This window comes from Sorangium aterium (genome assembly GCF_028368935.1).
GTDB lineage: Bacteria > Myxococcota_A > Polyangia > Polyangiales > Polyangiaceae > Sorangium > Sorangium atrum.
The window spans coordinates 3,111,173-3,137,413 of record NZ_JAQNDK010000001.1; the positions used below are offsets into that span (position 1 = coordinate 3,111,173).

Annotated in this window: 24 protein-coding genes; 6 read left to right on the forward strand and 18 right to left on the reverse strand. The window is 69.2% G+C overall.

Going from position 1 to position 26,241, the window contains the following annotated elements; translation table 11 throughout:
* Positions 1–112 precede the first annotated feature (112 nt).
* The gene (locus POL72_RS11445; RefSeq protein WP_272095147.1) at positions 113–643 is read right to left on the reverse strand and encodes a methylated-DNA--[protein]-cysteine S-methyltransferase; all 531 of its coding nucleotides are present in this window, start codon (positions 641–643) and stop codon (positions 113–115) included.
* Positions 624–2,138: an AlkA N-terminal domain-containing protein gene (locus POL72_RS11450; protein WP_272095149.1), complete on the reverse strand. Its 1,515-nt coding sequence runs from the start codon at positions 2,136–2,138 to the stop codon at positions 624–626. The genes POL72_RS11445 and POL72_RS11450 overlap by 20 nt, the downstream gene beginning before the upstream one ends.
* Before the next feature lie 177 nt (positions 2,139–2,315).
* Here POL72_RS11450 and POL72_RS11455 point away from each other — a divergent pair, with 177 nt between their 5' ends.
* On the forward strand, positions 2,316–3,365 hold the full coding sequence (locus POL72_RS11455) for a Leu/Phe/Val dehydrogenase (protein WP_272095151.1): 1,050 nt from the start codon (positions 2,316–2,318) through the stop codon (positions 3,363–3,365).
* 3 nt (positions 3,366–3,368) lie between these two features.
* Here POL72_RS11455 and POL72_RS11460 read toward each other — a convergent pair whose 3' ends face one another.
* The 3 genes from POL72_RS11460 to POL72_RS11470 all read right to left on the reverse strand — a co-directional run bounded on the left by POL72_RS11460 (position 3,369) and on the right by POL72_RS11470 (position 6,800).
* On the reverse strand, positions 3,369–5,117 hold the full coding sequence (locus tag POL72_RS11460; RefSeq protein WP_272095153.1) for a carbon starvation CstA family protein: 1,749 nt from the start codon (positions 5,115–5,117) through the stop codon (positions 3,369–3,371).
* A gap of 239 nt (positions 5,118–5,356) precedes the next feature.
* Complete coding sequence (locus POL72_RS11465) at positions 5,357–6,160, reverse strand: SDR family NAD(P)-dependent oxidoreductase (RefSeq protein ID WP_272095155.1); 804 nt, start codon at positions 6,158–6,160, stop codon at positions 5,357–5,359.
* An 82-nt stretch (positions 6,161–6,242) separates the two neighbouring features.
* Positions 6,243–6,800 carry a DJ-1 family glyoxalase III gene (locus tag POL72_RS11470; protein WP_272095156.1) on the reverse strand — a complete coding sequence of 186 codons (558 nt, stop codon included), beginning with the start codon at positions 6,798–6,800 and terminating at the stop codon, positions 6,243–6,245.
* A 234-nt stretch (positions 6,801–7,034) separates the two neighbouring features.
* On the opposite strand from POL72_RS11470, the gene POL72_RS11475 reads away from it, so the two are divergent.
* Positions 7,035–9,557 (forward strand): bifunctional serine/threonine-protein kinase/formylglycine-generating enzyme family protein, encoded by a 2,523-nt coding sequence (locus POL72_RS11475; RefSeq protein ID WP_272095157.1) that lies wholly within the window; start codon positions 7,035–7,037, stop codon positions 9,555–9,557.
* A gap of 416 nt (positions 9,558–9,973) precedes the next feature.
* Here the strand turns inward: POL72_RS11475 and POL72_RS50295 are convergent, their stop codons facing one another.
* The 3 genes from POL72_RS50295 to POL72_RS11490 all read right to left on the reverse strand — a co-directional run bounded on the left by POL72_RS50295 (position 9,974) and on the right by POL72_RS11490 (position 11,695).
* Positions 9,974–10,165 carry a Uma2 family endonuclease gene (locus POL72_RS50295; RefSeq protein ID WP_276596423.1) on the reverse strand — a complete coding sequence of 64 codons (192 nt, stop codon included), beginning with the start codon at positions 10,163–10,165 and terminating at the stop codon, positions 9,974–9,976.
* A 355-nt stretch (positions 10,166–10,520) separates the two neighbouring features.
* Positions 10,521–10,727, reverse strand: a complete 207-nt coding sequence (locus POL72_RS11485) for a hypothetical protein (RefSeq protein WP_272095159.1) — start codon at positions 10,725–10,727, stop codon at positions 10,521–10,523.
* 302 nt (positions 10,728–11,029) lie between these two features.
* Complete coding sequence (locus POL72_RS11490) at positions 11,030–11,695, reverse strand: superoxide dismutase family protein (protein ID WP_272095160.1); 666 nt, start codon at positions 11,693–11,695, stop codon at positions 11,030–11,032.
* A 617-nt stretch (positions 11,696–12,312) separates the two neighbouring features.
* On the opposite strand from POL72_RS11490, the gene POL72_RS11495 reads away from it, so the two are divergent.
* From POL72_RS11495 to POL72_RS11505, 3 genes are all read left to right on the forward strand, one after another.
* On the forward strand, positions 12,313–13,407 hold the full coding sequence (locus POL72_RS11495; protein ID WP_272095162.1) for a hypothetical protein: 1,095 nt from the start codon (positions 12,313–12,315) through the stop codon (positions 13,405–13,407).
* 167 nt (positions 13,408–13,574) lie between these two features.
* Complete coding sequence (locus POL72_RS11500; protein WP_272095163.1) at positions 13,575–13,814, forward strand: hypothetical protein; 240 nt, start codon at positions 13,575–13,577, stop codon at positions 13,812–13,814.
* Between the two features lie 511 nt (positions 13,815–14,325).
* Positions 14,326–15,525, forward strand: coding sequence for a poly(ethylene terephthalate) hydrolase family protein (locus POL72_RS11505; RefSeq protein ID WP_272095164.1), 1,200 nt, complete (start codon positions 14,326–14,328; stop codon positions 15,523–15,525).
* 25 nt (positions 15,526–15,550) lie between these two features.
* Here the strand turns inward: POL72_RS11505 and POL72_RS11510 are convergent, their stop codons facing one another.
* From POL72_RS11510 to POL72_RS11550, 9 genes are all read right to left on the reverse strand, one after another.
* Entirely contained in the window at positions 15,551–15,760 is a 210-nt protein-coding gene (locus POL72_RS11510) for a hypothetical protein (RefSeq protein WP_272095166.1), read from the reverse strand.
* A gap of 149 nt (positions 15,761–15,909) precedes the next feature.
* A complete protein-coding gene (locus POL72_RS11515) occupies positions 15,910–17,892 on the reverse strand; it encodes a radical SAM protein (protein WP_272095167.1) in 1,983 nt (660 codons plus the stop codon).
* 75 nt (positions 17,893–17,967) lie between these two features.
* Positions 17,968–18,567: a 2OG-Fe(II) oxygenase gene (locus tag POL72_RS11520; RefSeq protein WP_272095168.1), complete on the reverse strand. Its 600-nt coding sequence runs from the start codon at positions 18,565–18,567 to the stop codon at positions 17,968–17,970.
* A 64-nt stretch (positions 18,568–18,631) separates the two neighbouring features.
* Positions 18,632–19,915, reverse strand: coding sequence for a glycosyltransferase (locus POL72_RS11525; protein WP_272095169.1), 1,284 nt, complete (start codon positions 19,913–19,915; stop codon positions 18,632–18,634).
* A gap of 46 nt (positions 19,916–19,961) precedes the next feature.
* Positions 19,962–20,606, reverse strand: a complete 645-nt coding sequence (locus POL72_RS11530) for a hypothetical protein (RefSeq protein ID WP_272095170.1) — start codon at positions 20,604–20,606, stop codon at positions 19,962–19,964.
* Positions 20,603–21,415, reverse strand: a complete 813-nt coding sequence (locus tag POL72_RS11535) for a multinuclear nonheme iron-dependent oxidase (RefSeq protein ID WP_272095171.1) — start codon at positions 21,413–21,415, stop codon at positions 20,603–20,605. The genes POL72_RS11530 and POL72_RS11535 overlap by 4 nt, the downstream gene beginning before the upstream one ends.
* A gap of 234 nt (positions 21,416–21,649) precedes the next feature.
* Complete coding sequence (locus tag POL72_RS11540; RefSeq protein ID WP_272095172.1) at positions 21,650–21,823, reverse strand: hypothetical protein; 174 nt, start codon at positions 21,821–21,823, stop codon at positions 21,650–21,652.
* 142 nt (positions 21,824–21,965) lie between these two features.
* Positions 21,966–22,886 carry a JmjC domain-containing protein gene (locus POL72_RS11545; RefSeq protein ID WP_272095174.1) on the reverse strand — a complete coding sequence of 307 codons (921 nt, stop codon included), beginning with the start codon at positions 22,884–22,886 and terminating at the stop codon, positions 21,966–21,968.
* A gap of 124 nt (positions 22,887–23,010) precedes the next feature.
* A complete protein-coding gene (locus tag POL72_RS11550; protein ID WP_272095175.1) occupies positions 23,011–23,634 on the reverse strand; it encodes a GNAT family N-acetyltransferase in 624 nt (207 codons plus the stop codon).
* Between the two features lie 110 nt (positions 23,635–23,744).
* Here POL72_RS11550 and POL72_RS11555 point away from each other — a divergent pair, with 110 nt between their 5' ends.
* Positions 23,745–25,190 (forward strand): aminotransferase-like domain-containing protein, encoded by a 1,446-nt coding sequence (locus POL72_RS11555; RefSeq protein WP_272095176.1) that lies wholly within the window; start codon positions 23,745–23,747, stop codon positions 25,188–25,190.
* Positions 25,191–25,245: 55 nt separating this feature from the next.
* On the opposite strand, the gene POL72_RS11560 is transcribed toward POL72_RS11555, so the two are convergent.
* Positions 25,246–26,166, reverse strand: coding sequence for a LysR family transcriptional regulator (locus POL72_RS11560; protein WP_307730551.1), 921 nt, complete (start codon positions 26,164–26,166; stop codon positions 25,246–25,248).
* Between the last annotated feature and the right edge of the window lie 75 nt (positions 26,167–26,241).

Here is a 26,241-nt window from a genome sequence, read left to right on the forward strand (position 1 = left end):
CGCCGAACGCATCATCACCGCGCTTGCGCACCTCGACACCTGAGCCGTGCGCCGGCAGACGTGAGCGCCACCTCGATCAGCGGGACATCGCCTCGCCAGCCCAGGGAAGCGACTATCCGACGATCGCGGCGCTGCTCGGAGCGAAGAAGCGGGCGCCCTCGTGCGCGAGCAGCCACCGCTTCCTCTCCAGGCCGCCGGCATAGCCCGTGAGCTCTCCGCCGGCCCCGATGACCCGGTGGCACGGGATGATCAGACAGATAGGATTCCGGCCGTTCGCCAGGCCGACCGCGCGGGACGCCGACGGCTGGCCGAGAGACACGGCGATCTCGCCGTAACTCCGCGTCGACCCTGGAGCGATGCGCCGGACCTCCGCCCAGACGCGGCGCTGGAAGACGGTGCCGCCAGGCTCGAAGGGGACGTCCGCGAGCGCGCCGAGGTCGCCGCCCAGATAGGCCCTCAACCGGCCGGAGAAGCCGCAGGGATCCGCGGCGCTGTGGAGCGCGACCGCGCCATACCGCGCCTCCAGCAAGCGGCGGAGGCGCGGCGCGCAGTCCGCGAAATCCAGCGCGTGAATCGCGCCGCCCCCGGCGGCCAAGAGCATGACCCCCATCGGCGACTCCACCTCATCCAGCGAGAGATCCATCCGATACCTCCCTCTCTGCGGGCCGCGCGCCCTGCGCGTCCGCCGTCCACAACAGCACCGCGGCGTAGGCGCGCCACGGCCGCCACGCCTCGGCCATCGCCGCGAGATCCGCGCCGGAGATGCCGCCGAGCGCGCGCCGCAGGCCGAGATCCGTCGCCGGAAACGCGTCCGGCTCGCGCAGCGCGCGCATCGCGATGTAGTGCGCTGTCCACGCGCCGACGCCCGGGACCGCGCAGAGCGCGCGCACCGTCTCCTCCAGGCCGCGCGAGGCGTCGAGCGCGACCTCGCCGGAGGCCACGCGCGCCGCAAGCGCCGTGATCGTCGCGGCGCGGGCGCGCGGCAGGCCGAGGTCCGTCAGATCGGCCGCGGCGAGCGCCTCGGGCGCCGGGAAGACGAAGCGGAGCCCCTCGGCGCCCTCGGGCAGGCCGCCGCGGACCGCGAGCGGCTCGCCGTGCCGCTCGACAAGGCGGCCCGCGAGCTGCGTCGCGGCGCGGACGCTCACCTGCTGGCCCAGGATCGCCCGCACCGCGAGCTCGAAGCCGTCCCACGCGCCCGGCACGCGCACGCCCGGCATCGCCAGGACCCGCGGGGCGAGCCGCGGATCGGCGCCCAGGTGCGCGGCGATCGCGTCGGGATCGGCGCCGAGGTCGAAGAGCCGCCGCAGCCGCTCCGCGCAGTGGATGAGCCCCTCGGTGCCGGGCAGCCGCAGCCGCGCGAGGAGGTACGGCTCGCCGGCCTCCGGGCGCACCTCGACGACGCCGTGCCCGCCAGCGACGCGCACCGTGCGGCGGTACGCGCCGGGCTCCGCCGACTCCACGCCGGGGATCGCGCGCGCCCCGAGGAAGCCCGCGAGCGCGCCCCAGTCGAGCGGCGGCCGGAACGGGAGGCGGAGCGCGATGTCCGGCGCGCCGCCCGCCCCTCCCCCGCCCCGCTTCGACACGGCCTTTCGCAGCTCGCGCGGCGAGCGCTCGTAGGCGGCGCGGATCGCGTCGTTGAAGCGGCGGACGCTCGAGAACCCCGACGAGAGCGCCACCTCGGTGATGGAGAGCGCTGTCTCGTCGAGGAGCTTCTTCGCGAAGAGCAGGCGCCGCGTCTGCGCCACCGCGAGCGGGGACGCGCCCACGTGCCGCAGGAAGAGCCGCCTCAGGTGGCGCTCGCCCACGCCGAGCCGCGCCGCGAGCGCCGGGGCGTCCGCGTCGTCGAGCGCGCCCTCCGCGATGAGCCGGAGCGCCCGCGAGACGAGGGCCGACGTGCCCAGCCACGCGGGCGTCCCGGGCGAGGCCTCGGGGCGGCAGCGCAGGCACGGGCGGTAGCCGGCCTCCTGCGCGGCGGCCGCCGAGGGGAAGAACACGCAGCGCTCCCGCCTCGGCGTGCGCGCGGGGCAGATGGGGCGGCAGTAGATGCCCGTCGAGCGCACCCCCGTGAAGAAGCGACCGTCGAAGCGACGGTCGCGGGTCTCGAGCGCGCGGTAGCACGCGTCCTCGTCGATGCGCATGCAGGCGTCGTAGCGCGGGTGCCGGCGCGGCTCTGGCGCTTTTCGGACCTGTGAGGGCGGACGGGCCCTGCCCCCCGGCCACCCCGGCTCGCCAGGCCGCCGCTGCGCGGGACGCGCGGGACGTCACGGAGCGCGCCGGCCCAGGGGGTCGCCGCGGAATGGTACGCTCGGCGCGGCATGAAGAGCGTGTTCGACACCCTTGCCGCCATGGGGCACGAGCAGGTGCTGCTCTGCGCGGACGAGCCCGCGGGCTACCGCGCGATCATCGCGATCCACAGCACCACGCTGGGCCCGGCGCTCGGCGGGACGCGGCTCCTCGGGTACGCGAGCGACGAGGAGGCGCTGGTGGACGCGCTGCGCCTGTCGCGCGGCATGACCTACAAGAACGCGCTCGCCGGGATGCACGTCGGCGGCGGCAAGGCGGTCATCCTCCGGAGCGGCGCGGAGCCGCTCGACAGGGAGCGGCTGTTCCGCGCGCACGGGCGCTTCATCGAGCGCCTCGGCGGCAGGTTCATCACCGGCGAGGACGTGGGCACCACCCCCGCGGACATGGAGCTCATCCGGCGCGAGACGCGCCACGTGAAGGGCCTCGCCGGCGAGGGCGGCGACCCGTCGCCGTGGACCGCGCGGGGCGTGCTCCGCGCGATCCAGGCCGGGGCCCGCCACCGGTGGGGCAGCGACGAGCTCGCCGGCAGGACCGTCGCGCTCCAGGGCTGCGGCAGCGTCGGCGGCCGGCTCGCGGCGGAGCTCCACCGGCTGGGCGCGCGGCTGCTCGTCGCGGACGTCGACCCGGATCGCGCTCGCCACGTCGCCGCCGAGCTCGGCGCCACCGTCGTGCCGCCGGGCGCGATCGCCTCGGTCCAGGCCGACATCTTCGCCCCGTGCGCGCTCGGCGGCGTCCTCGACGACCGCGCCGTGCAGGAGCTGCGGGCCGAGATCGTCGCGGGCGCGGCCAACAACCAGCTCCTCGAGCCGCGCCACGGCGACGCGCTCGCCGCGCGCGGCGTCCTCTACGTCCCCGATGTCGTGGCCAACGCAGGCGGCGTGCTGAGCGGCGGCGCGGATCTCTTCGGCTGGACCCGCGCCGAGGTCCACCGGCGCGTCCAGGCGATCTACGACACGGTCCTCAGGGTCCTCGAGATGGCGGCGAGCGAAGGCGTGTCGCCGCAGCTCGCCGCCGAGCGGCTGGCCGAGGCGCGCCTCCGGGAGCGCGCCGCGGCCGGGTGATCGCTACCGCGTCAGCGCTCCTGGTCCGGGCGCCGGCTCGGCGGCCGGGCCGTTCTTCAGCGCCTTCACCGACTCGACCATCAGCGACACAGCGAGCCCGATCAGCGCGAGCCCCACGACGCCGTTCATCGTCGTCGCGTTCAGCGCGAACCCCTCGGTTGCCACGGCGGCGAACGCGGTCCGCACCTGGAGGATGAGCGCCCACACCGTGATCGTCATGACGAACACCATCGGGATCGCCGTGTACCAGATGCGCCGCTTCTCGCGGTGCAGCCAGACGGTGACCGCGAGGAGCGTCAGCGCCGCGAGCAGCTGGTTGCTCGTGCCGAACAGCGTCCAGAAGTCGAGGTACGCGGGCCGCACGCCGGGCGCGGGCGGGCGCGCGGTCATGATGAACAGCGTGGGCGGCGCCAGCGAGATCGCTGTCGCGGCCGCGGACGCCGCGCGCCCCTTCCAGTTGAACAGCTCCTGGAGGATGTAGCGGCTGAGGCGCGTCGAGACGTCGAGCGTGTCGAACACGAACGTGGAGAACGCCATGGCGCCGAACGTCGCGGCGAACAGGAAGTGATCCTTGCCGATGATGACGGTGAGGAACCTGCCGATCCCGTCGCCGTAGATCTTGCCCGGCCCGGGCAGCTTCGTCCCCTGCGCCACGATGACGAGCGTCGCGAGCGCGATCAGCGCGACGAACGCCTCGGCCAGCATCGCGCCGTAGCCCACCGGGTGGGTGTGCGTCTCCTTCGAGATCTGCTTCGACGTCGTCCCCGAGCAGACCAGCCCGTGGAAGCCGGAGCAGGCGCCGCAGGCGATGGTGACGAACAGGAACGGGAAGAGCATGCCGGTCGCGCCGCCGGCGTTGAACGTGGTGAACGCGGGCTGCCGCAGCTCGAACTCCCCCGGGTAACGGAGGTTTCCAAAGAAGATCCCGATCACGCCGACCGCGAGCGCGATGTAGAGGACGAACCCGCCCAGGTAGCCGCGCGGCTGGAGCAGCAGCCAGACCGGCAGGAGCGAGGCGATGAGGCAGTAAACGAGGATGATGAGGCCGAACGCGCGCTGCGGGTTGTCGAGCGGCAGGACGAACGCTGTCGAGATCTTGGTGCCGAGCCAGACGACGCCGAGCGTCGCGGGCACGAAGATGAGCGTGGTGAGCCAGAGCGGCGGCTTGAGGTACTTCTCGACCACGCCCATGACGATGGAGAGGCCGAGGTAGGCGGCGCTCGCCGCGGCGACGGCGCCGCCGGGGTTGAACTGGAACGTGCCGCCCTCGAACTCCTCGGTCTTGCCGACGAAGGTGCTCGCCGTGATGTCCGTGAAGGCGACGATCACGTAGGCGAGCGCGAGCCAGATGAAGATCATCATCGACAGCCAGGCGCGCCGGCCGATGTGCCGCTTCGCGATCTCGGCGACGCTCTCGGCCTCGTGGCGGACGCTCGCGATGAGCGCCGAGAAGTCGTGCACCGCGCCGATGAACACGACGCCGATCGCGATCCAGAGGATGCACGGGAGCCACCCGAACGCCTGGCCGGCGAGGATGGGGCCCGCGATCGGCCCGGCGGCGGCGATGGCGCTGAAGTGCTGCCCGAAGAGGTAGAACGGCTTCGTGGGGACGTAGTCCTCGCCGTCGTTCACCTTCACGGCGGGCGTCACGGCGCCGTCGTCGAGCGCGTAGTTGCGCGCGACGATCCTCCCGTAGAAGCGGTAGCCAAGGCACAGCACGACGATGACGGTCAGAGCGAGCAGCGGCAGCACGCGGCGGAGTATACGCGCCTTCCGCGGGCGACGGTGATCCTGCAAACGAAGGGGAAGGGCGGCGGTGGGTCGCCGGACGGGCGCAGGCCCCCGCCCATCACGGCGCTTGAAGCGTCCGGACTCGACGCCGAGCTACACCTCCTCGGCGGCGCCTCGGGGCTCCGGGTCGATGCAAGCGCTGCGACGCCGGAGAGCCCGATGGCGCCCGTCCGGAGGAGCCCCCTCGGAGACGCGCGGCCTCAGAGGCTGGCGTTCATCGTGTCCCAGTAGCTGTGCAGGCCGCGGAGGTTGTTCCCGCCGTCGACGAACACCGTATCGCCGGTGATCCAGCGCGACTCCTCGCTGCAGAGGAACGAGACCACGGGCGCCACGTCGGTCGTCTCCCCGATCCGCCCGAGCGGCGTGCGCTCGAGGAACCTCTGGGCGCTGAGCCCCGTCGTGAGCCCGAAGTCGTCGACGAGCGGGGTCCGGATGAGCCCCGGCGCCACGACGTTCACCCGGATGCCGTGGCGCCCGAGCTCGGACGCGGCCCCCTTGGTGAGCTGCGCGAGGGCCGCCTTGGAGGCGCAGTAATGCGACAGGCCGTCGGTCGCCAGGACCTGGTTGATGGAGCTGATGTTGACGAAGGCGCCAGGCTGCTTCGCGGCGATGAGGCCGCGGGCGACCGCCTTCATGAAGAGGAAGGGGCCCTTCAGGTTGATGTCGATGACGCGGTCGAAATCCTCCTCCGGCAGGTCCGTCAGGAGCGCGAGCGTGGCGATCCCCGCGTTGTTCACGAGGATCCCCGGCAATCCGAACGCCGACGTCGCCGCCTCGACGGCGCGCGACACGTCTTCTGCGCGGGACGCGTCGCCCGGGAAGGGCAGCGCGCGTGCCGGGCCGTCGGCCGCGCGGTTCAGCTCCTCGGCCGCCGCCTCGACCTTCGCCGCCGTCCGGCCGAAGAGCAGCACGTTGCTGCCCCGGCTCATGAGATCTCTCGCGATCTCGAGGCCGATCCCCTGGCCAGCCCCGGTGACAATTGCGCTCTTGGAAATAAGCTTCATCTCGACCTCCGTGGATGCGGAAAGCAAATCTGACGTCCTCGATTGCCTAGCAGAACTTCGGCCGGCCGAGCGCCGATCTCGCTCAGGCCGTCAGCATCATCGGCGCGCGCACCTTCGCGGCGATCTCCTCGCCCCGGAGCCGCGCGACGAGCGCGAGCGCGAACGCCATCGCGGTGCCCGGCCCCTGGCTCGTGACGAGCAGCCCGTCCTCGACGACCGGGCTCGCGAGGAGCTGGCCGTGCGCCGACACCACGTCGTTCACGGACGGGTGGCACGCCATCCTGCGGCCCTGGAAGAGCCCGTGCGCCGCCAGCGCGATCGGCGCGGCGCAGATCGCCGCGACGACCCGGCCCGCCTGCGCCTGCGCATGAAGGCGCTCCCCGACCGCCGGCGAGCTGGCCAGCCGGTCGGCCCCGCCCTTGCCGCCCGGGAGGACGACCACGTCGAAGTCGCCCGTCACCGCGGAGAGATCGGCGTCCGGCACGAGGCGCACGCCTCGGCTGCAGCGCACCGGGCCCGGGCCATCGAGCCCGGCGAGGACGACCTCGACCTCGGCGCGGCGCAGGACATCGACGATGATCGTCGTTTCCATCTCCTCGGCTCCCTCGGCAAGGATCACGAGCGCTCGCGGCGTCTTCATGAGCGTCGGCATGGGGCCGCGGGCCGCCGGATGCAAGCCGGACGCACCCCGGACGCCGGGGGGCGCAAGCCGGACGCAGGCTGAGCGAGCGGATGCAAGCGAATGCAAACGAATGCGAGCAGATGCAAGCCCATGCATGCAGATGCAAGCCGCGCGAGCGCGTGCGCGCGCCGGCGGAGACGGGCGGCGCGGAAGCCCCTTTGCCTGGGCACGGCGACGCGCTAGGAGCGGGGCATGGCGGAGCCGTCCGACGATCCGTTTGGCCTCTCGGGGCAGACCATCGAGGGGAAGTACCGCGTCGCCGCCGTCATCGGCGACGGCGGGTTCGGCGTCGTCTACCGCGGGATGCACGAGGGCTTCGGCGAGCTCATCGCGATCAAGTGCCTGAAGCTGCCGGCCTCGCTCGACGCCGCGGAGCGGGACGCGCTGCTCGAGACGCTGCGGGGCGAGGGGCGGATCCTGCACCGGCTGTCGCGGGCCACCTCGGGCATCGTGCAGGCGCTCGACGTCGGCGCGTTCACCACCCAGGCCGGCGTGTGGGTGCCCTACCTGGTGCTGGAGTGGCTCGAGGGCCAGACGCTCGGGCAATACCTCCGGGAGCGCCGCGAGCGGGGCGAGGCCGGCATGTCGATCGCCGAGGCGATCCAGCTGCTCACGCCGGCCGCGCGCGCGCTCGCCGTCGCGCACGCGCACAAGGTCGCGCACCGGGACGTGAAGCCGGCGAACCTGTTCCTCACCCAGGTCGGCGGGGCGCGGACGCTGAAGGTGCTCGATTTCGGCATCGCCAAGGTGCTGTCCGATCACCCGACGTTCACCGAGGCGCTCGCCGCGACCCGGCAGGGGCCGAGCGCCTTCACGCCGCGCTACGGCGCGCCCGAGCAGTTCAACAAGGCCCGCGGCGCGACGGGCCCGTGGACCGACGTGTTCGCGCTCGGGCTCATCTTCGTCGAGCTCGTGAGCGGCAGGCGCGCGCTCGAGGGGGACGACCCCACGCAGCTCTACGTCGCCTCGGCCGACCCTGCGGTGCGCCCGACGCTGCGCGCGCGCGGGCTCCCTGACGCGCCCGAGGCGATCGAGCGCGTGCTCGACAAGGCGCTCGCGATCGAGCCCAAGCACCGCTTCACGAGCGCAGGCGAGTTCTGGGACGCCCTCTCGGCCGCGGCGCACGGCGAGCGCGCGGGGTCCTTCGCGGGTCGGGGCGGTTCCTCCCCGGAGCAGGCGGCGGGGCAGTCGACCGCGGAGTACGCGGCAGCGCAGGGGCTCGGCGTGGCCGTCGGGCCGAGCGAGCCGACGATGCTCGCCGACGCGCACGCGCCCGCCCCGGCGCGGCCTGCCGTCGTCAAGGTGAGCCAAGGCGCGAGCGGGCCGCAGGCCGCCGGCGCGAGCGGGCCGCAGGCCGCCGGCGCGACGGGCGGCGCGGCGCCTCGGGCGCGAGACGGGGCCGGCGCGCTGGCGACGGGGGGCTCCAGGACCGCGCAGGTCGAGGACTCCATGATCGAGACGGTCGCGCCGGCCAGACCCCCTGCGGCCGGCGCGGCCCCGCATCTCGGCGCGGCCCCGCATCCCGGCGCCGCCCCGCACCCCGGCGCCGCCCCGCACCCCCAGGCCGCGGCGGGCGGGCCGCCGCACGCCACGCCGCCGCCGCACGCCGCGCCACCGCACCGTCGCAGCACCGCGCGCGCGGCGCTTCCCTGGTTCGTCGCGGCGCTCGTGCTCGGGGGCGCCGGCGCGACGGCGTATGTCCTGACGCGGGCGCCCGACAAGAAGCCGGCGAAGGCGCCGGCCGCGCGCACCACCGCGGCATCGTCCGCCGGGCGTACCGCGCCGGCCGCGGCGGGCGTGCCGGCGCCCGCCACCGCCGCGCCGACGGCGAGCGCCTCGGCCGCGGCGCCTTCCGCCGAGCCCGCCGCGCCCGCGGCGCCGCCGGCGGACATGGTCTTCATCGGGCCCATCTCGACCACGATCGGCGCCGCGGGCGAGGCGCGCCAGGTGACGCTCACCCGCGGGTTCTACATCGATCGCAACGAGGTGACCGTCCGCGCCTACCGGGCCTGCATGCAGCAGCGCATGTGCTCCACGGCCGATCACGTCTCGCTGACGCCCGAGCTCCTGCCCGGCGCGCAGGCGCCGGTGGGGCCCGAGGAGCAGCGGGAGGTCGAGCTCTGGACGCGGCGCTGCAACGAGCCCCGCAACGCGACCGGGCACCCGATCAACTGCGTCGACTACTCCCAGGCCGAGAGCTACTGCCGCTTCCGCGGCCGGCGGCTGCCCACCGAGGCGGAGTGGGAGGTCGCCGCGCGCGGCGCGGCCGGCCGGGCGTTCGTCTGGGGCGACGAGGCGCCGGCCTGCGAGCGCGCCTGCTACGACCGCAACGAGGGCTGCCTGGCGCGCGGCGCCGACGTCTCGACGTGCGCGTCCGGCGCCCACCCGAGCGATCGCACCCCGGAGGGCATCTACGATCTCGCCGGCAACGTGTCCGAGTGGGTCTCGGACGGCCTCGTCTTCCCGCCGCCCGGCGGCGAGAACCCGCAGGGCGACCCTTCTTTCCCGCTGAAGGTCGTGCGCGGCGGGAGCTTCCTGGACGGCCCCGAGAAGCTCTCCGCCACGTACCGCACCGCCGCGGCGCCCGTGACGGCACACGCGTGGATCGGCTTCCGCTGCGCCATGGATGCGCCGGCGCAGGACGGCGCCGCCGCGCAGCCGCCCGCCCCCGCGCCGCAGGCTGCGCCGGCCGAGCAGGGAGCGGCGGCGCCCTGAGCTGAAGCGCTGAGCCCTCGTCCTCCCGCGCGGCATCGCCGGATCCGGTGCCGGGAGTCCGCGGATCATCGATCCGACAGCGCCCGGGCGGGGCGTTTAGCTCGATTCCTGAGCGCTTTTTCTGGATCCTGGGTAGATCAATCTGGTTCCCAGAGTCGATTCTCTCGATGTGGCTTTCGATCACCTGGATCCTAGAGAATTAATTCTGAACGGAGCTTTCATTTAGCCAGGATGCAGAGTTAATTTTCTAGATTCCGCCTAGATTTAGTTAGTTTCCTGGCTGAGATGCCTCGGTGCCGCTGATCCCGGGGCCCCGCCAGGCCAGCGCCGAGCCGCCGCCCAGCTGACCGACCACGACGAGATCCGCTCCAAGAGCGTCGAACAGAACCTCCCGTCACCACGCAATCGAGGAGCTACTACTTCGCCCAGAGGACCGAGAGGTCGAGTTCGATCGCCTCGAAGGGGGCGACGCGAACGCGGGCGGCGTCGCGGTGGATCGGACCGCGCTCCCAGCTTCGACTGGACACGAGAGAGAGCACCTCGAGCGTGCGCGCGATCGGGTCGACCAGCCACGCGTACCGCACGCCCTCGCGCGCGTAGATCGGCATCTTCTCCGCGCGGTCGACGTCCTCGGTCGACGGGCTCAGGAACGTGCAGCGTGCCGCGAACGAGCTCCGCCACCTTGTTCGGCGGGACGGCCTCGAGGTCGGCGTACGTGGCGCGGCGCTGCTTCTCGGCGGGCTCGCCCATGGGCGAAGCCTGCCCGGGGCGGGACGGCGGGGCAAGGCGGGGCAACGTGGTGCGCAGCGAACCGAAGTGGCGGGACCGCGCGCGTCGCGACGCCTCGTTCATGGGTCGAAAGAGCGGGGCGAGCGCGGCGCAGAGCGCGAAATGGGGCGCATCGGCGTGCCGCGGGCACACGTCGCCCTCCGGGCGTTGGTCCGGCCCGGGATGCTCTTGCGGCTACGCCGCTTCCCCGAGCGCCTTGCGGCGCAGGACGGTGCTCTTCAACGCTCGGGGCTCCGGGTCGCCTACGGCGCCCTGCGCCCCGAACCCACAGTACGGCGGTCCTCGGTTGGGTGAGCGGCCTGGAACGTCGGTCGGCTCGCCGAGCGCGGTGAGGAAGCGGGCGATGTTGCTCGGCGCGGTGATCATGACGACGAGCTTCATCCTGCCCTTGCAGGCCGGGCACTCGAGGACATCGATCGCAATCGTGCGGCGCAGACGCTCGGCGCGGGTCGTCGACCGCCCGGTAGCCGCCCCGCTTGCGTCTGCTCTCCGCATCGGACGTCGTCGAGCGCACCGTCACCCTCCGCCGTCAGGAGGTCACGGGGATGCCTCCGAAGTAGAGACTCCGAGCGTCGCCGGCGGCTTGTCGCACGCACGCCGCGCGCCGGCCGGGCCCAGAAAGAGCGAGCCGGTCGGAGGGGGATGCGCCCCTGGAGGCCCGGACGGAAGCGCTGCGCGGAGGGTTACTCCAGCTCGATGAGCCCGCAGGCGATGCGGCCGCCGGCTTGCGGGTCTGCCGCGGCGTGCACCACGATCGCGTACTTCGTCACGTCGGTGGCCTCGTCGCCACCGACGGTCCAAATATCGGTCCCGCGCTTGACCCTATGCGTGCCCTGGCCAGCCTCATCGCACTTGAAGCTGCCGAGCCCTTCGCCGTTGGGGATCCAGTGGGCGCCCGCAGCGTCACCGTTGTTCTCGCAACTCTTGTTCTGGTGGATGTGCGCGGAGTGCTCGCCGGCAGGGCAGCCGGACACCGTGATGGTGAGCGTCACCTCCTCTCCGGCCTGCGTGAACGTCGCAGTCCCGGTCAGACCGCTCGAGTTCAACCCCTGGAGCTCCGCCTCGGCCCGCAGGGACTCGCCGCCGCCACTCCCGCCATCGCCGCCGCCACTCCCGCCATCGCCGCCGCCGCTCCCGCCGTCGCCGTCGCCGCCGCCGCTTCCGCCGTCGCCGCCGCCGCTTCCGGACGCAGAGGTGCTCGTCGAAGCGTCGCCGCCGCCCGAGCCGCTCGCGGCCGACGTGCTCGCGCCGCTGCCGGAGCCAGCGGACGACTCACCGTCATCCCCGCACGCGGCCAAGAGAGCACTGGCACCAAGGGCGAGCAACGAGAGCTTCAACCATCGTGACATAAGTCTCCTTTCCTCAGCGCGACCCGAGCGGGCAGGCAATTGCCCCCGGATGCGGCCAAGCCATCGAGGGGACCAGTATGTCCCAACACGGCGAGCGTCCAAGCAGCTTTGCTACAAAAATCACGCATCGATCGACTTTTCGGCGGGAGAATTGCGCTGATGGTAGAAATATATAGTCCTGCTTACCGAGCTCGGCGCTTGAGCTCGCCGTGAGCGCTATCCAGCCTTGAGCGCCCCGGTGAAGGAGGCTGTCCTGGCAGCGAGGCGATCGCAACCTGCGCCGCCCAGCGATAGCGCATAGGTAAAGGAAGCGCCCGCCGCAGTACCGGCCGAAGATCGCGGTGTCGATGGTCCCGGGGCTCGGAAGGCTGGCAGGGTTCGGCCAGCTCGTGTCGTCGTCGCGATCGACGACCCCGGCGGCCAGGCATGCCCCGCCGCGCTCGTCGATGCCCAGGTCGCAGGCGTCGCCGGTCTGATTGCCGTTCAGGTCGAGGATCGAGCGAGCGAACCGATCTCACCGGCGTGGAGCTCAGCCAGCGTCAACCCGCAGCAGGATTGACCTCGCGGACGCCAGGTTCCTAGGATGCCTGGCCCCTGAAATTTCAGGAGGGCCATCCATGACATTCATCACGCTGGCACATTCCTCGGGCAACCGCCCGCCTCTTTACATTCGACCTCTCGCCATCGAATCTCTATTACGAGAGGAGAAGGGAACGCTCCTCAATGAACTTCATGGGCGACGCTACCTGGAAAGTCGCATGGTCGAATCCTTGTCAAGTACCATCCAAGGAGACGACCCATTCGCAAAAATTCCATTCTCAAAGAACTCGATACGCACATGGGGACATATTCGCCTCAGCGCAATCGAGTACATCACGAGCATCAACGACGCAACGACGGTCCACACGTCAAGCGGCCGAGATTACATGGCCGCAGAGTCGCCGAGCGAGTTGATGGCCAGGTTCCCCGACGAGACATTCGATTGCATGCACAGCAACGAGGGACAAGTCATTTACTTTCGTCGCGAGCGATTGCTCGGAGCGTCTCCCCTCGAGGCTTCGTCCACCTACGTTTACACCTTCGACAGCCGGGAGAGCGTGCACAGCGACCAGCTCGAGCCGAACTGGACGACGAACATGACAGTCGCTCAGGTCAAAGGCGGTCGAGCATTCTTCCGGGCGAACCGGATAAAAGGATTCCGGACGGACCGAAGCGGAACCATTGAATTACACGGCGCAGTCAAGCTTGCAGGCCTACCGGCCGAGGCTGTGCTGAAAGCATGCCCGATCGCGCACCCGGTGTCTTTCGCGCAATGCGCCGCCGGACAAGGCGGATCGGAACATCGATACGATTGGGTGCTGGATCGGGACACGATCCACGCGATTGTCCCGAGAAATCTGGGGTTGGGCCTGGACACCCACATCGGCACCCCATTTCTAGGCCTCGACACGGTCGATCCGATCGACAAACTCATAGCTCAGCTTGATTTGACGCCATTCATTCGACTGACTCGCAATTCGGACGGACGCGGCACGAACGTTCCATCAGACTACAACAGGCAGCATCCGTGGGCCTACTATCGCCCGGAATCTATCCTGGCCATGGAAGCGAGAGGCCATGAAACAGCAATCACGACGAGCACCCATTCGCACGTCGTCGACGAAACACCGGAGGAAGTTCTACGCTCATTCATTCATCCAGAAAGGCGATAGAACGTCTTACAGCTCGAACGGCCTGGCCTCCGGCAACGGCGTGCTCGAGGCGACCTGTATGTGCGGCTCTGGACGCGCGCCCGCGACAAGCAGCGTTCGCTGGAGGAGGCCGGGCTCGCCGACCCCGACCTGGCCACGGCGCCGCTGTCCCGAGAGGGGCTCCTCCGATGGTACGTCGCGTCTTCGACACATCGAGGGCCCGGGTCGAGCCGCTGCTGGCCGAGGAGCCGAGCAAGCCCGCAGAGGACCGCTCGTCTGCCCGGCTGAAGGCGGTTTACACGACCATCGAGGTCCACGATCCCAGGAACGCCGACGGCTCGCCCGCAGAGACGGACGGCATCATCTCCGCGTCGGTGCGTGTTGATGATCGCGGCAATCCGCGGGGGTTCGGTGAAGTTCACCGGTGAAATCCGCGCCCGGTGTCGGTGAAGTTCACCGGTGAAGAGGCGGCTCAGTGCTTCTTGGCGCGGCGCTGCTTGATGCGGGAGGCGCTCAGCTCCTTGGCTTCCTTGAGCCGGTAGCTCTCGGCCTCGATCTCGATCACCTCGGCCCGGTGCACGAGCCAGTCGACGAGCGTGACGACGCAGGCGGCGTGCTGGCCGCGCGTGACGGGGCGGCCGTTTGGACGAGCTCAATAGTGTACAGCTATACGGTAGGATGCCTTCCGCTTGGTGCCAGTAGTGTACAGCTATACGGTAGGATGCCTTCCGCTTGGTGCGACGTCGCGGTAATCGCAGGCGTTTCACGAGTGGAAGGCCTGTCTGATCGCATAAGGCCCGTTCTGTCGATAAGCTCGTACAGTCGGACTGCACGAGCCAGGAACGGCTCCGAGAATCTTGACTTTGCGGAACGCGTTTGCTTGTCCTATCCGCCAAAGCGCTTGACGACGCTGAGCGGCTGGGCGAGGACAGAGTCACCATGAGGCGTTGGCTACTGGCTTTGGGCGTGTGCGTTTCCACCGCGGCGTGTGGTAACGGATCGGATGGGGACGCTGCCGCGAGCGGGGGCGCGGTTGGCACGGACAGCGGTGCGACGGGCGGCGGGGGCACGGCCTCCGGTGGTGCGACGGGCTCTGGGGGAACGGCCGAAAGCGGCGGCGCATCCAGCGGCGGCGCATCCAGTGGTGGGGCTGGCGGCTCGGCGCCGGGCGGCTCGAGCGGGGCCACGGGTGGCGCGGCTTCGGGCGGGCAAACGGGCAGCGGCGGCCAAGGAAATGCCGGAAGCGGCGGCTCGACCGGTAGCGGCGGCTCGACCGGTAGCTGCGTCGGCGACCCGTTCCCCACGGCCGATCCTACCAAGACGGGCCCCTTCTCGGTCACCGCAGACAAGAACGTCGGCCCCCTCGCCGGCGTCGTTCCCGATCCGATCTATGGGGACGAGCAACAGCGCTTCAACGTGTACCGCCCGAGCAATATCGCAACCAGCGGCCACTGCCATCCGATCCTGATCTGGGCCAATGGCTACCGGGACAATCCGGAGCAGAAGCCACCGAAATGCGTCGTCAACTCCGGCAGCAATCAGTGGTGCGGACAATACGGACCGATCGTCAACCATCTCGCGTCCCACGGTTTCGTCGTGGTGGCTTCTCTCAGCACCGCGACCGCCGATGGCGATCCTCTTCCCACGACCGCGGGCCTCGATTGGATCTTGGAACAAGCCGAGGATGCGAGCAGCCCGTACTATCACGCCCTCGACACCACGAAGATCGGCCAGCTTGGCCATTCCTATGGGGGCATGTCGACTTGCAAGACGGCCTCCGATCCCCGTTTCTCGGCCCTCGGCACGATTTGCGGCACCACTGCCCTCAAGGGAGTGCACACCCCCATGTTGTTCTTCTGCGGGGGGAACGACTCCACGGTGAAATGCAGCGGGGTCCACGATGTCTTCAAGACAGTCACCGATCAGCCCGCGTTTTTCCTCAACGAGCTCAAAGCGGATCACGGTAGCTGGGTCTATCAGGGCGCAAATGGCGTGTCCCTGTCGTCGGCCGCGGCCTGGTTCCGCGTTCATCTGATGGATGACACAGCGAACAGGAACTTCTTCTACGGCGACAACTGCAAGTTCTGCACCGATGGCCGCGCGCAAGCAGAGCAGAACGCCCTGATGAAGGTCCCCTGAGCGACGGGGCCGATCTGGCTAGGCTTCACTGACTCACGAACGTCGTCACGCTCATGGCTTCGAGGGCCATCGGGAGCGTGGCGTCCGTTACGGTGACGGGAGTTCCTTCGGCCCAGTTCTTCGAAGCGGCGGTCACGAAGGGGACCATCGCGCTTGGCGCGGTGCCGCCTGCGAAGGCGAGCGCGGCCCAGATCGGCGTGGGTGCCGGCGGTGAACGGTGAACGCTGCCGATCATGGGGCCGCGGTCTTCACCGATCGGACGCGGGACGCGATGATCACCGACAGTGCGTCCCGAGACCGACTGACAGGCCCGCCGGGCGGTTCGGGCGTGGCGCATCGCCCCCGCGGGGCGCCGGCACCACCGGCACGAGGATTCCGCTGCCATCATATCATCGAGAGTCGTCTCGCCTGCGGCTTCGCCTCCGTGGGCCTCATCGCCTCCGTCTCCCGGCTTGCCGATGCCACGTAGTGATTTCGGAGCAATTCATCCCTGGGTCTCAGCGCCAGGGAGATGAAGTGGCCTTCCACCTCGAGCGCGAGGCGCCGCTCGACGAGCTCACCGAGCAGCCGCAGGACCTTTTCCTGCTGGAGCCCGGCGGCCGCTGCCGCTCGCCCTGGCTCCATGCCGGCGTGGCACAGATCATAGATGCACGCCAGCTCCCCATCGAGAACCGTCTCGACGAGATCCCCGGAGCGCTCGTCCCTGATGAGCAGCTCGCCCGGGCTCACCCGGTGGACTTCCATGGCCGGGATCCCACGCTTCCACTGGACGTGCTCCTCGTACCACCCGGCAAAGCTACGCCAGCCTTCCATCACGCCGGGCTCAAACCATCCCTCGGGCGCGGAGTAGCCGTAGTATGGCACGAGGAATCGCTCGACGCCCTCCAGTCCTTCCAGATAGGTATCGGGCCTGAGCCGCGCCATCTCATCAGGACCGAGCTGGTTGAAGAGAGGGCTTCCATAAGACAACGTATAATCCGACAGGCTGTAGCTCCCCAGGTGAGGCGTCTCCTCGATGATCCGCTGTGTCTCGGCGATATCATCCATCGTCGAGCGGGGGTGCCCGATGATCAGGTTCGAGAGCGAGCGGATGCCCAGCTCCTTCAGCCACTTTTGAACGAGGATGTTCTGCCGCGCCCTGGTCCCCTTGTTCATTCGTCGGATCAGCGACGAGGACAGGGACTCGATCCCGACCTGAGCAGCATCGACCCCGGCCAGGGCCAGCTTTGTCCAGAACCGTTCAGGGTGGTGCGCCCGGAGCTCCATCGTCGCTGGAATCTGGATGTTGAGCCGTATCAGCTCATCGGCATAGCCCTCCGCCCACGTGTCGCAGACGTTGTCCATGAACAGGATACGTCGCACCCCGTAGCGCTTGATCATAGCCAGCACATCCTTGACGATGTCCCCCGCGAGCCGCTTTCTGAAGCCCTCCCAGTTGACGTTGATGCCGCAAAAATCGCACTTGGCGAAGCATCCCCGGCTCCCCTCGACGGGAAGCAGCACGTTCTTGCTGAACGGTCGGATCGCCTCCGCGCCCCGGAACACCCTCCTGATGGCCCGGAAGTACTCCTCCAGATCCGGGACGCCGAGGTCTCGGATGGATACGAGCTGCGAAGCGAAGTTCGCCGGATCTCTCTTGAAGAGATCCATCTGGTTGGTCTGGATGTCATAGATCCCCTGCACCTCGCCGGGGATGCTGTCGTGGAGACGCTCCATCTCGCTCAGGGGGGTGCGCAGGTAGGCGCCCGCGAGCAGCTCCAGCTTCTTCTCCCCCTCTCCGAGGACGCCAAACCCGCGGATACCTAGCCGCTTCAGCACGTCGGCGACGCTGGTCGCCGCCGCGCTCGCCCCGCCGAACACGAAGACGCACCTGTGATCCGGGTACCTCTGGCCCAGGTAGAGGGCGCAGTAAATGGACGAATAGACCTGGTTGTAATTGAGCGTGAAGCCGACCAGGTTCACGCCGTTCCGGATGAGCTCCGGCCCCAGCGCGGCGTCGATGTACCTGTGCGTCGCGCTCCTCAGGCGGGTCAGCGAGCGCTTCGTGAGCTTGACGCGACCGCGCTTCGGAGCGTTCACGATCGAGAGCAGCTCGTCGAGGGAGGGGGCCCCCTCGACGGACCCGCGCGGCCTGATGAACCGCTCCAGAGCGAGGAGGAAGTACGGGAACTCCCTGAACTCCGAGAGCTCGGAGTACAGGTCCGACTCGCCGGCGTCGAGGAACACCGAGCAAAATGCAGAGTATGTGTTGGTCGTGAAACGGCCGGGGAACGCGACATCGAGGTGCGCCTTCAGCGCGCCGAGCTGGACCGAGGGAACATAGACATCGGCCCACGGCATCGACACCAGGTGTGTCTTGATCCTCATGGCGACCCCCCATCGATTGAATTCTTGTTTCCCGTGCCGCGAATCGCCGCTCTCTTCCTGAACATAGCGCCTCGATCACGCATCTCGCGGCCTGCTCGATCGAACCTGCCGGGCGTCCTTCGCGGACGGCGTATACTTCATGGCCAGCGTGAACCGCGACACGGGGCACACCCTGCTCGGAATGCCCGCGCAGTGCCATGTCGCGCCCGGGAAGATCAAGACGCGCCCAGGGGCCGGCAAGACAGCCAGGTTGAAGGCCCCCGAGTCGTCGTAGAGCATCGTCTCTCCCCCCCATTCGCGGTCCCAGCGCGGGTTGGCGTAGTAGAGCACCGTCACGTCTCGGCGACGCGGCTTGCAGTCGACGTGCGGGTAGTTGACGTCGCCGTAGGACGTCTGGTTGACGTACGCCTTGTAGAGGTGGTGGGGCACGTCCGCGCAGCACTGCTTCATGAGGCCGAAGACGTCCTCGTAGAAGAAGAGCGACTGGAACGCCTCGAGGTCCACGAAGTGCGCCACCATCTTCGGGAAATGATCCGCGCTCGAGCTGAGCTGCCCTCGGTAGTAGACGTAGGACTCCGAGAGGGTCCGGTAGACCTGCTCGATCTTCTTCTTGCGGAAGAGGTGATCCACGAGGATGACCTTGCGTCCGTTGACCGTCGTTTCTTGTATCTTCATCGCCCGCGATGTCTCAGGGAACAGAGGCCAGCATCCGGGAGGGGACGGGGAGCGCCGTGAAGCCCTATGCGCTGACGAATCCATGGAACATGGTATGTAGATCCTCCATGTACTCGTCGAAATCCTCCCACATGCGCGAGAGGAGGAGGCCACGACGGCCGAGCTCCTCCGCCTCCCTGGGGTTGCGCGCGACCCATTCGAGCTTGCTGGCCAAGGCTTCGTGGTCCCTCGGATCCGGCACGAGGAGGCAGTTCTCTCCGTCCACGAGGCCCTCCTTGTAACCTCGTTTCTTGTGGATATCACCCGACAGGACGAGGCAGCTGCCGCACGCGAGCACCTCTCTCGGTACGCCCGGCGTGTGGTAGTCGATGAAGAAGTCTCGCTCCAGGAAGCACGTCGCCGTGGTGGCGTTGATGAGGCTCGGGATCACCCAGTTCGGCATGAACGGGAGCAGCCAGACGTTCTCCTCCACCCGGTTTTCGCGGATGAACGCGGCGAGCTCGCGGCAGCTTTTCTCGGCGCCGCCGCACATCATGATCGCCTGGACGTCGACGCCCCGGCGCTGCACCATCCCCAGCGCCCGGATGAAGTCGAACATGCCCTTCGCATGATCGATCTTGCCGTACATCCCGAGCGTGGGGACACGGGGATCGAACGTCTTCGGGGCGGATTCGCGGAAGCACGCATGGAGCCAGTCGTGGCCGGCGAGCGCCTCCGCCAGGCGCTCGTTCACGTCGAGCCTCGGCGCGCCGGGGCGGAAGCAGTGCGTGGGGAGGGAGTCGGAGCCGAGGTGGTAGAGCCGCCTCTTCTTCACTCCGAGCCCCACGAAGAGGTCATCGAAGTGCTTCGCCGTCACGACCCTGTGCGCCCGCTTCAGGATCTCGGCGTAGGAGGTCCTCAGCCACGGCCTCGTCATCAGGACCGAGATGTCGCTCCCCGCGTGCGCCAGGACGCAGGGGACCCCCGTCCATTGCGCCGCGAGAGATGCAGCCATCCCGTACGGTTCCAGGTAGTAGGCGTAGATCAGATCGCAGGCGTGCTCCCTGACGATGTCCGTCGCCATGGAGGCCAGCTTGGTCACGTACGGGTTCGCCCAGGGGACGTAGAGGTCGTACGCAGGGCGCTCCGACGAGACGCAGCGGACGGAGCCGCCGTTCGCGAAGCGGATGTGCAGCCGCCGCTTGTCGGATGGGGTCATGACCATCCGGTAATCTGCCTCTGCTTCGTCGGCGTTCGTGACGACCCAGACCTGATTGCCGCGCTTGGCGAGCGCATACGCCATCCAGTAGGTCCGGGTGCTGACGCCCCCTTGAATGGGTGGGAACTTGCTGATGATGCAGATCTTCATCGCGCAAATCTCCTCGCTGCAGGCGCAGGCGTGCCCGGCGTCCGCCTCAGCTCAGCTCGCCTCTCAGCAGATTGCAGGGATCCTCGGCGGCTTGCTTCGAGAGCCGGTGCGTCATCACGCTCTGCCTGTCGCGGGAGTAGTAGATCGCGTAGATGGATTCTCCTCTGCCCTGAAGGACGCTGATGCGATCGATGGCTGGATACAGGTCCATGACGTTCGAGGCGAGCTTCATGCAATAGAGGTGGCCGCTGTCGTGGATCCCGAAGCGGGAGGTGTCTACCTTGAGGCGCCCCGTGATCCGGGGCCGCGCCTGATGAAACTGCGCGAGGGCGACCGCCCGCTCCACCCTCAGGAGGTCTTTGTACAGACATGCGCCGTCCAGGCGCTCCGCCCATGAATACAGGACGCCGAAGATCTTCTTGATCATGGCGCCTCGATCGGTATCCATGCTCACTTGAGAATAGAGGCAGTCCCAGAGCCGCCGCCTCCTCGCCGTGAGGCCGCAGAACACCGGGTAATGGCTCTTGACCGAGCGCTGTATCGAAGCCCTGAACGACGTGGCGATGCTCGCCAGGCACGACTCGCTGTACTGGGATAGCTCGTCGCCGAGCTCAGCTCCCTCGACAGGCCCACCCTGGACGAGGCTCCTCAGGTAGCGCTCCTGCCAGCGGGCGACGCTCGCGCGGCTCATCGCTGGCACATCCCTCGAATCCGGACGAGATCATCCCACACCCTGGGCAGGTCCTTGAAGCGCGCCTCGCGCTCCAGGATCACGGCCTCCGGGGTCACCCGTGTCAGGAGGTGCTCCAGCAGCTCGAAGACGACCTGGGGGACCTCGTGGTCGTGGCCATCATAATAGTAACCGTCGTGCGAGGAGCCTCCGGCGAGGTGGAGCTGCCTTATACGGTGCGCCGGCATGCGATCGATGAACGCCCTCGCGTCCAGCCCGTGGTTGAGCTGGTCGGCGTACAGGTTGTGGAGGTCGAGCAGGATGCCGCAGTCGGCCATCTCGACGGCCCGGGCAAAGAAGTCGTCGTGGGCGATCGTCGATCGCTTCAGCTCCCACATCGTGGCGATGTTCTCGAGCAGGAACGGCGCAGCGAGGCCCTCCTGAAAGAGCTTTATGTTCTCCACGAGGATCTGCAGCGTCTCGTCGGTCCGCAGCAGCGGCAGGTTCTTCTCGAGGTCGAAATCGCCGATGCGGCAGGACGTCATGTGATCCGAGCACCAGCGCGGGGCCAACCGATTGACGATGTCGCGACGCTGCCGCGCGTTGCGGTCGAGCCGATAGTCGGCGCTGCCCAGCGAGTTGCAGGCGAAATGAAAGCAGTACGACGTGCCGAAGTCGGAGAGTAGCCGCTTCATCTGGCCCCTCTCGAAGTGACTGTAGATGTATCGCTCCGGCTGTATTTCCAGGAAGTCGACGAGCCCCTCATCCCTGGCTCGCCACAGCAGGTCGTGAAGCTCCGGATGGTAGCTCATGCCGATGTGAACAGCCATCGGATCACTCCCGTGAGGAGGCCGCTGCCGCGGGCGATGAGACGTTCCTCGGGTCCACGACGTCTGCCCGAGAATCCGTGAATCCGGCTCGCCCGTCGCCGTGCGACGACATGGGTCGGGACGGGCGAAATCGCGAGGTATGCAGGGGGAGTCCTTGCAGGCGGTCGTCCCCTCCGGGGCGTGTCGTGTCACCCAGCGGCCGGAGGGAATGGCGACGCACCTCCAGCACTACGGCTAAATTTTGGTCTTCTTGCTCGGCGTCGGGTCGTGCCGGCAAACGTGGGCGCTGGCGGCGGGCTTCGGGATGCTGATCTTCCGCGTGATGGGCGTCGGATCATGTCGGCAAACGTGGGCGCTGGCGGCGGGCTTCGGGACGTTCACCTTCTTGGATCGGGGCGTTGTAGACATCCGAGGTCTCCTTGGAGCAATGGGCGATGAGCAGTACGCGGCGGTGCAGCGGCCGCAGGAGAGGTGGCCCTCACAAGTTACCGAGAATCCGCATCTGTCCGCAAGAAGAAGCGCCTCGCGCGAGCGGGCCCGGGGCTGGCCCCTAGCTCTCTTCCTCGTCGGTCGGCCCGTCGGCCGGCTCGGTGAGGGACTGGAGCACCTCCGCTGCATCGATCTCGCGGAGCCGCTTCACCAGCGCCTCGACGCGGGGCGCGATCCCCTCTCGGACGGTTGCAGCAAGGTGCGCCCCCCCTGCGGGGCAGTCTCCCCGGAAGGTCAGGTCCTCGGCGCACTCCCGCAGCGCGTCAGCCACCATCACCTCGACGAGGCGGTGCCAGGTGATCCGGTGGATCCCGGTGGAAATGTGGAGCGAGGGGCCCTCGACAGCGGTCGCCTCGTGGAGATAGCCGCGGGGGATGTACAGCGCTCCACCCGGCTGCATTTCGATCTCGCCCCAGCGCGGGGTCATCTCGCGGAGCTCGGCGGTGCGGCAGGCGTGGTGGCGGTGCAGCGGCGCCTCGAGGAGGGGCTCGTAGATGGTCCACCGCTTGCGCCCCTCGAGCTGGAGCACCACCACGTCGTGGGTATCCCAGTGGCGGGGGAAGGTCTGCGCCCCGCCCGGCGTGAGGTAAAGGTTCGTGTTGGCCTGGGCCAAGAGCGCTCCGGACAGGGCGCTTGTGAGCGCACCGACGGCCGGGAAGCAGTCCTGCACCCCCGCGAGGAGCAGGCTACCCCCCTCCACCTCGAAGAAGCGCCGCACCCCCGCGCCGTCGAGCGCAGCGTCGGGCTCCGCCCGGAGGAAGCGTTTGGCGTCCACGTACTCCGACGTCGCGTCGATGAAGAACACCTTCTCAGGATGCACCCGGCCTTCCGCTATCGCGTCCAGCACCGCCTCGACGGTGGGCAGGTCGGCGAGGCCATCCCCGCCCTTCGGCGGTGAGGCGAGGGGCCAGTTCGGCGAGCGCCCGGAGGTGCGAGCGCCGCGGAGGAGATCGTCGAGCGAGCCGGGGATCAGCGACTCCATGGGGCAAGGCATGAAAAACGCCGCGGAGGACAGGAGACGCCAGGGCGGTCGTTCCTGTCAAGCACGGCCTGCCCGTGGGACCTCGGGGCGACAGTCCCTTCGCGCGCCTCCGCCGCGATGATCCTCAGCCAGCCACCCGCACCGCCAGCGTCGCTCCCTCAGCGCTCGCCAGCCGGGCCAGCAAGCGCTCCTTCACCGCAGCCCATTCGCTCGCCAGGATCGAGAACAGCACGCTGTCACGCAGGCTGCCGTCGGCGCGCCGCATGTGCGACCGCAGCCCCCCCTCCCGGGTCCCGCCGATGCGCTGGATGGCGGCCTGGGAGCGCAGGTTGCGGACATCGGTCTTCAGCTCGATGCGCTGGCAGCCGAGTTGCTCGAAGCCATGCGTCAGCTGGAGCAGCTTGGCCTCCGTGTTGACGCGGGTGCGCTGCCACGCTGGCACGATCCAGGTGCCGCCGACCTCGACGGACGGCAGCGCGGCGTCCACCCGGCGAATGCTGGTGCCGCCGACCAGCTCGCCCGTCGACGCGAGGCGGGTTCCGAAGGAGATCGCTTCTCCGCGGCTCTGCATCGCGAGCGCAAGGCGGATGACCTTCTCGACGTCCGCCGCATCGCGCATGGAGTAAGGGATGAACCGCCAGACGTCGGGAGCGGACAGCGCGGCCCGCTTGATCTCGGGCAGCTGATCTTCGGACAGGGGCTGGAGCACCACGGCTTCGCCGCGGAGCGTGCTCGGGGTGAGGTGCATGTGGGTTCTTTCCGGGAGGCCGACCCCACCAACGAGCCGCGCCTCTCCCGGATGTTTAGCGCAGGCTGGTTGCAGCATTTCGTCCAGATGTGCGTTTATACTTCGACCAGATGGGTCCCTCTCCGAAGCCGCGCAGCGCCGTCTCCCGCGACGGTCGGCGCACGCGCTGGGTGCCCGTCGCGCAGGCGCTGCGCCGGGCGCTGGCGAGCGGCAGCCGCGTGGCGGGCGAGCTGCTACCGTCCACGCGCGAGCTGGCGAGCACCTATGGGGTGCACCGGCAGACGGTCATGGTGGCGCTGGACGCGCTATGCGCGGAGGGGCTGCTGTGCGCGGAGCCGCGCCGTGGCTATCGCGTCGCCCCGCCCGAGCCCGGGCCGCCTGCGCCGCGGCACGAGGAGCGCAGCGCTACGCGCTACCAGTTTCGCGTCGTGCGCGACCCCGGGCCGCCCCCCGCGGCGCTCGGCCAGGTGCGGTATCCGCTGCACGCCGCGACGCCCGATCCGGCGCTGTTGCCCCTGCGCGAGCTTCGGGCATCGTACGCGCACGTGCTCGCGCGGCGCGGCACGAGCGCGCTGCATGCTGCCGACGTGGACGGTAATCCGGCGCTCGTGCGGGAGCTGCTCGCCTACTTGCGGCGCGCGCGGGCGGTGCAGTTCGAGCGCTTGCTGGTCACGTGCGGCTCGCAGGAGGGCATCGCGCTCGCCGCGCACACCTTGCTCGGACCCGGCGATGTCGTGGCCGTGGAAGATCCAGGATACTTCCCCGCCTGGCGGGCGTTTCGAGCGGCGGGAGCCGAGGTGGTGCCCGTCCCGGTGGACGCGCGAGGCCTGCACGTCGGCGCTCTCGAGCGGCTGCTGCGGCGGCGGCGCGTCCGGCTCGTGTACGTGACGCCGAATCATCAGTATCCGACCACGGTCACGCTCTCGGCGCCGCGCCGCCGCGCGCTGCTCGACCTCACCCTCGCGCACGGCGTGCCCATCCTCGAGGACGACTACGATCACGAGTACCACTATCGCGGCGAGCCTCAGCCTCCGCTCGCCGCCAGCCCGTCAGCGCCGCACGTCCTGTACGTCGCCAGCCTCTCGAAGCTGGTCGCGCCGGGCGTTCGCGTCGGCATGGTGTGCGGCAGCAGCGAGCTGCTCGACGTGCTCGCGCGGCAGCGCCAGAGCAGCGTCAGGGCGGGGGACGGCGTGACGCAGGCAGCGCTCGCCGATTGGATCGCGGAGGGAGGCTTCGAGCGCCACGTGCGGCGTGCCCGGCGCGCCTACGCCGAGCGCCGCGACGCCGCGCTCGAGTCGCTGGCGCGCGCGGCGCGCAAGGTCCCTCTCGAGGTCACGCCTCCCGACGGAGGCCTGGCGGTCTGGACGCTCTGGCCCCGGCACCCGATCGTGGAGCTGGCGCGCCGCGCCCTGGTACGCGGCGTCGCCGTCCTGCCGGGCCCGCTCGCCACCCTCGAAGCGAGCAGCGCGGGCATGCGGCTCGCTTACGGCCGGGTCAGCCCCGCGCAGTTCAGCGCCGCGGTGAGCATCCTGGTCGACGAGGCAAAGCGGATGTGATCGGTGGCTCCCGAGGCACTCACGTGCTGAATTCCTGCATCTCCGTACTACGAGCCTACGGTTCGCTCGAAAGAAGAGGGCTTACCTTCATCGTCAGGAGGGGGATAATCTCTCGGATCTTGGGGAGCTGCGTTCTATGCGCCGGGAAGACGAGGTGGACCGGAATAGGGCCGCTCGACCAGTCCGTGAGGACCTGGGTGACCTTCCCGCGGCTGATGGCTTCCCGGATGAGGTTCTCGGGGACGAAGCCGATTCCCTCGTGGGCCTTCATCAGCTCTTCCATCGCCCCGAACGAATTCGTGCTCGTGGTGATCTTTGGTTTGGCTTTGGCCTTCAGGCCCGAAGCCGTCTGCAGGTTCCAGACGGTTTCGGAGCCGGCCTTGTCCGAGGAGAGAAAACCCAGGCACGAGTGCGCGCGCAGATCCGCCGGACCGGTGATCCGGGCGGACTGCCGCAGGTATTTCGGGCTCGCCACCAGGATCAAACGGCCGAGGCCCAGCCTCTTCGCTTTGAGGCTCGAGTCCTTCAGGTGGCCTCCGCGGATCGCGATGTCGACGCGGTCCCGATGAAAATGGACGAGATCGTTCGCGATGAGGATCTCGACGTTCATCTGCGGAAATCTCTTTCGGTACTCGACCACGGCCTCGGCGATTTCCCGCGAGGCGAACTCCGCGGGACAGGCGAGGCGCAACGTTCCGCTCGGCTGCGCCTGAGCTCCGTGCGTCTCATCGAACACGTCGACGAGCTGACGGACCGCGGGCGCGCTCTTGTTGAAGTACTCTTCGCCCGTGTCGGTCAGGCGCAGGCTTCGCGTCGTCCGCGTGAGCAAGCTCACGCCCAGGGCCTTCTCCAGGGCGGCGATCCGGTCGCTCACCGTGGAGGCGGGCATTTCCAAGCGCTTCGCGGCCTCGGTGAAGGAGCCCGCGGTGACGACCTCGACGAAGATCCTCGCGGCGTTCAGGTCCAAGCTCATCATCCGCTGCCCCGTACAGACTATCCGGATTGTCCGACCTGGTCAACTTCGTTCGCCGCGACGATAATGGAGCCAACG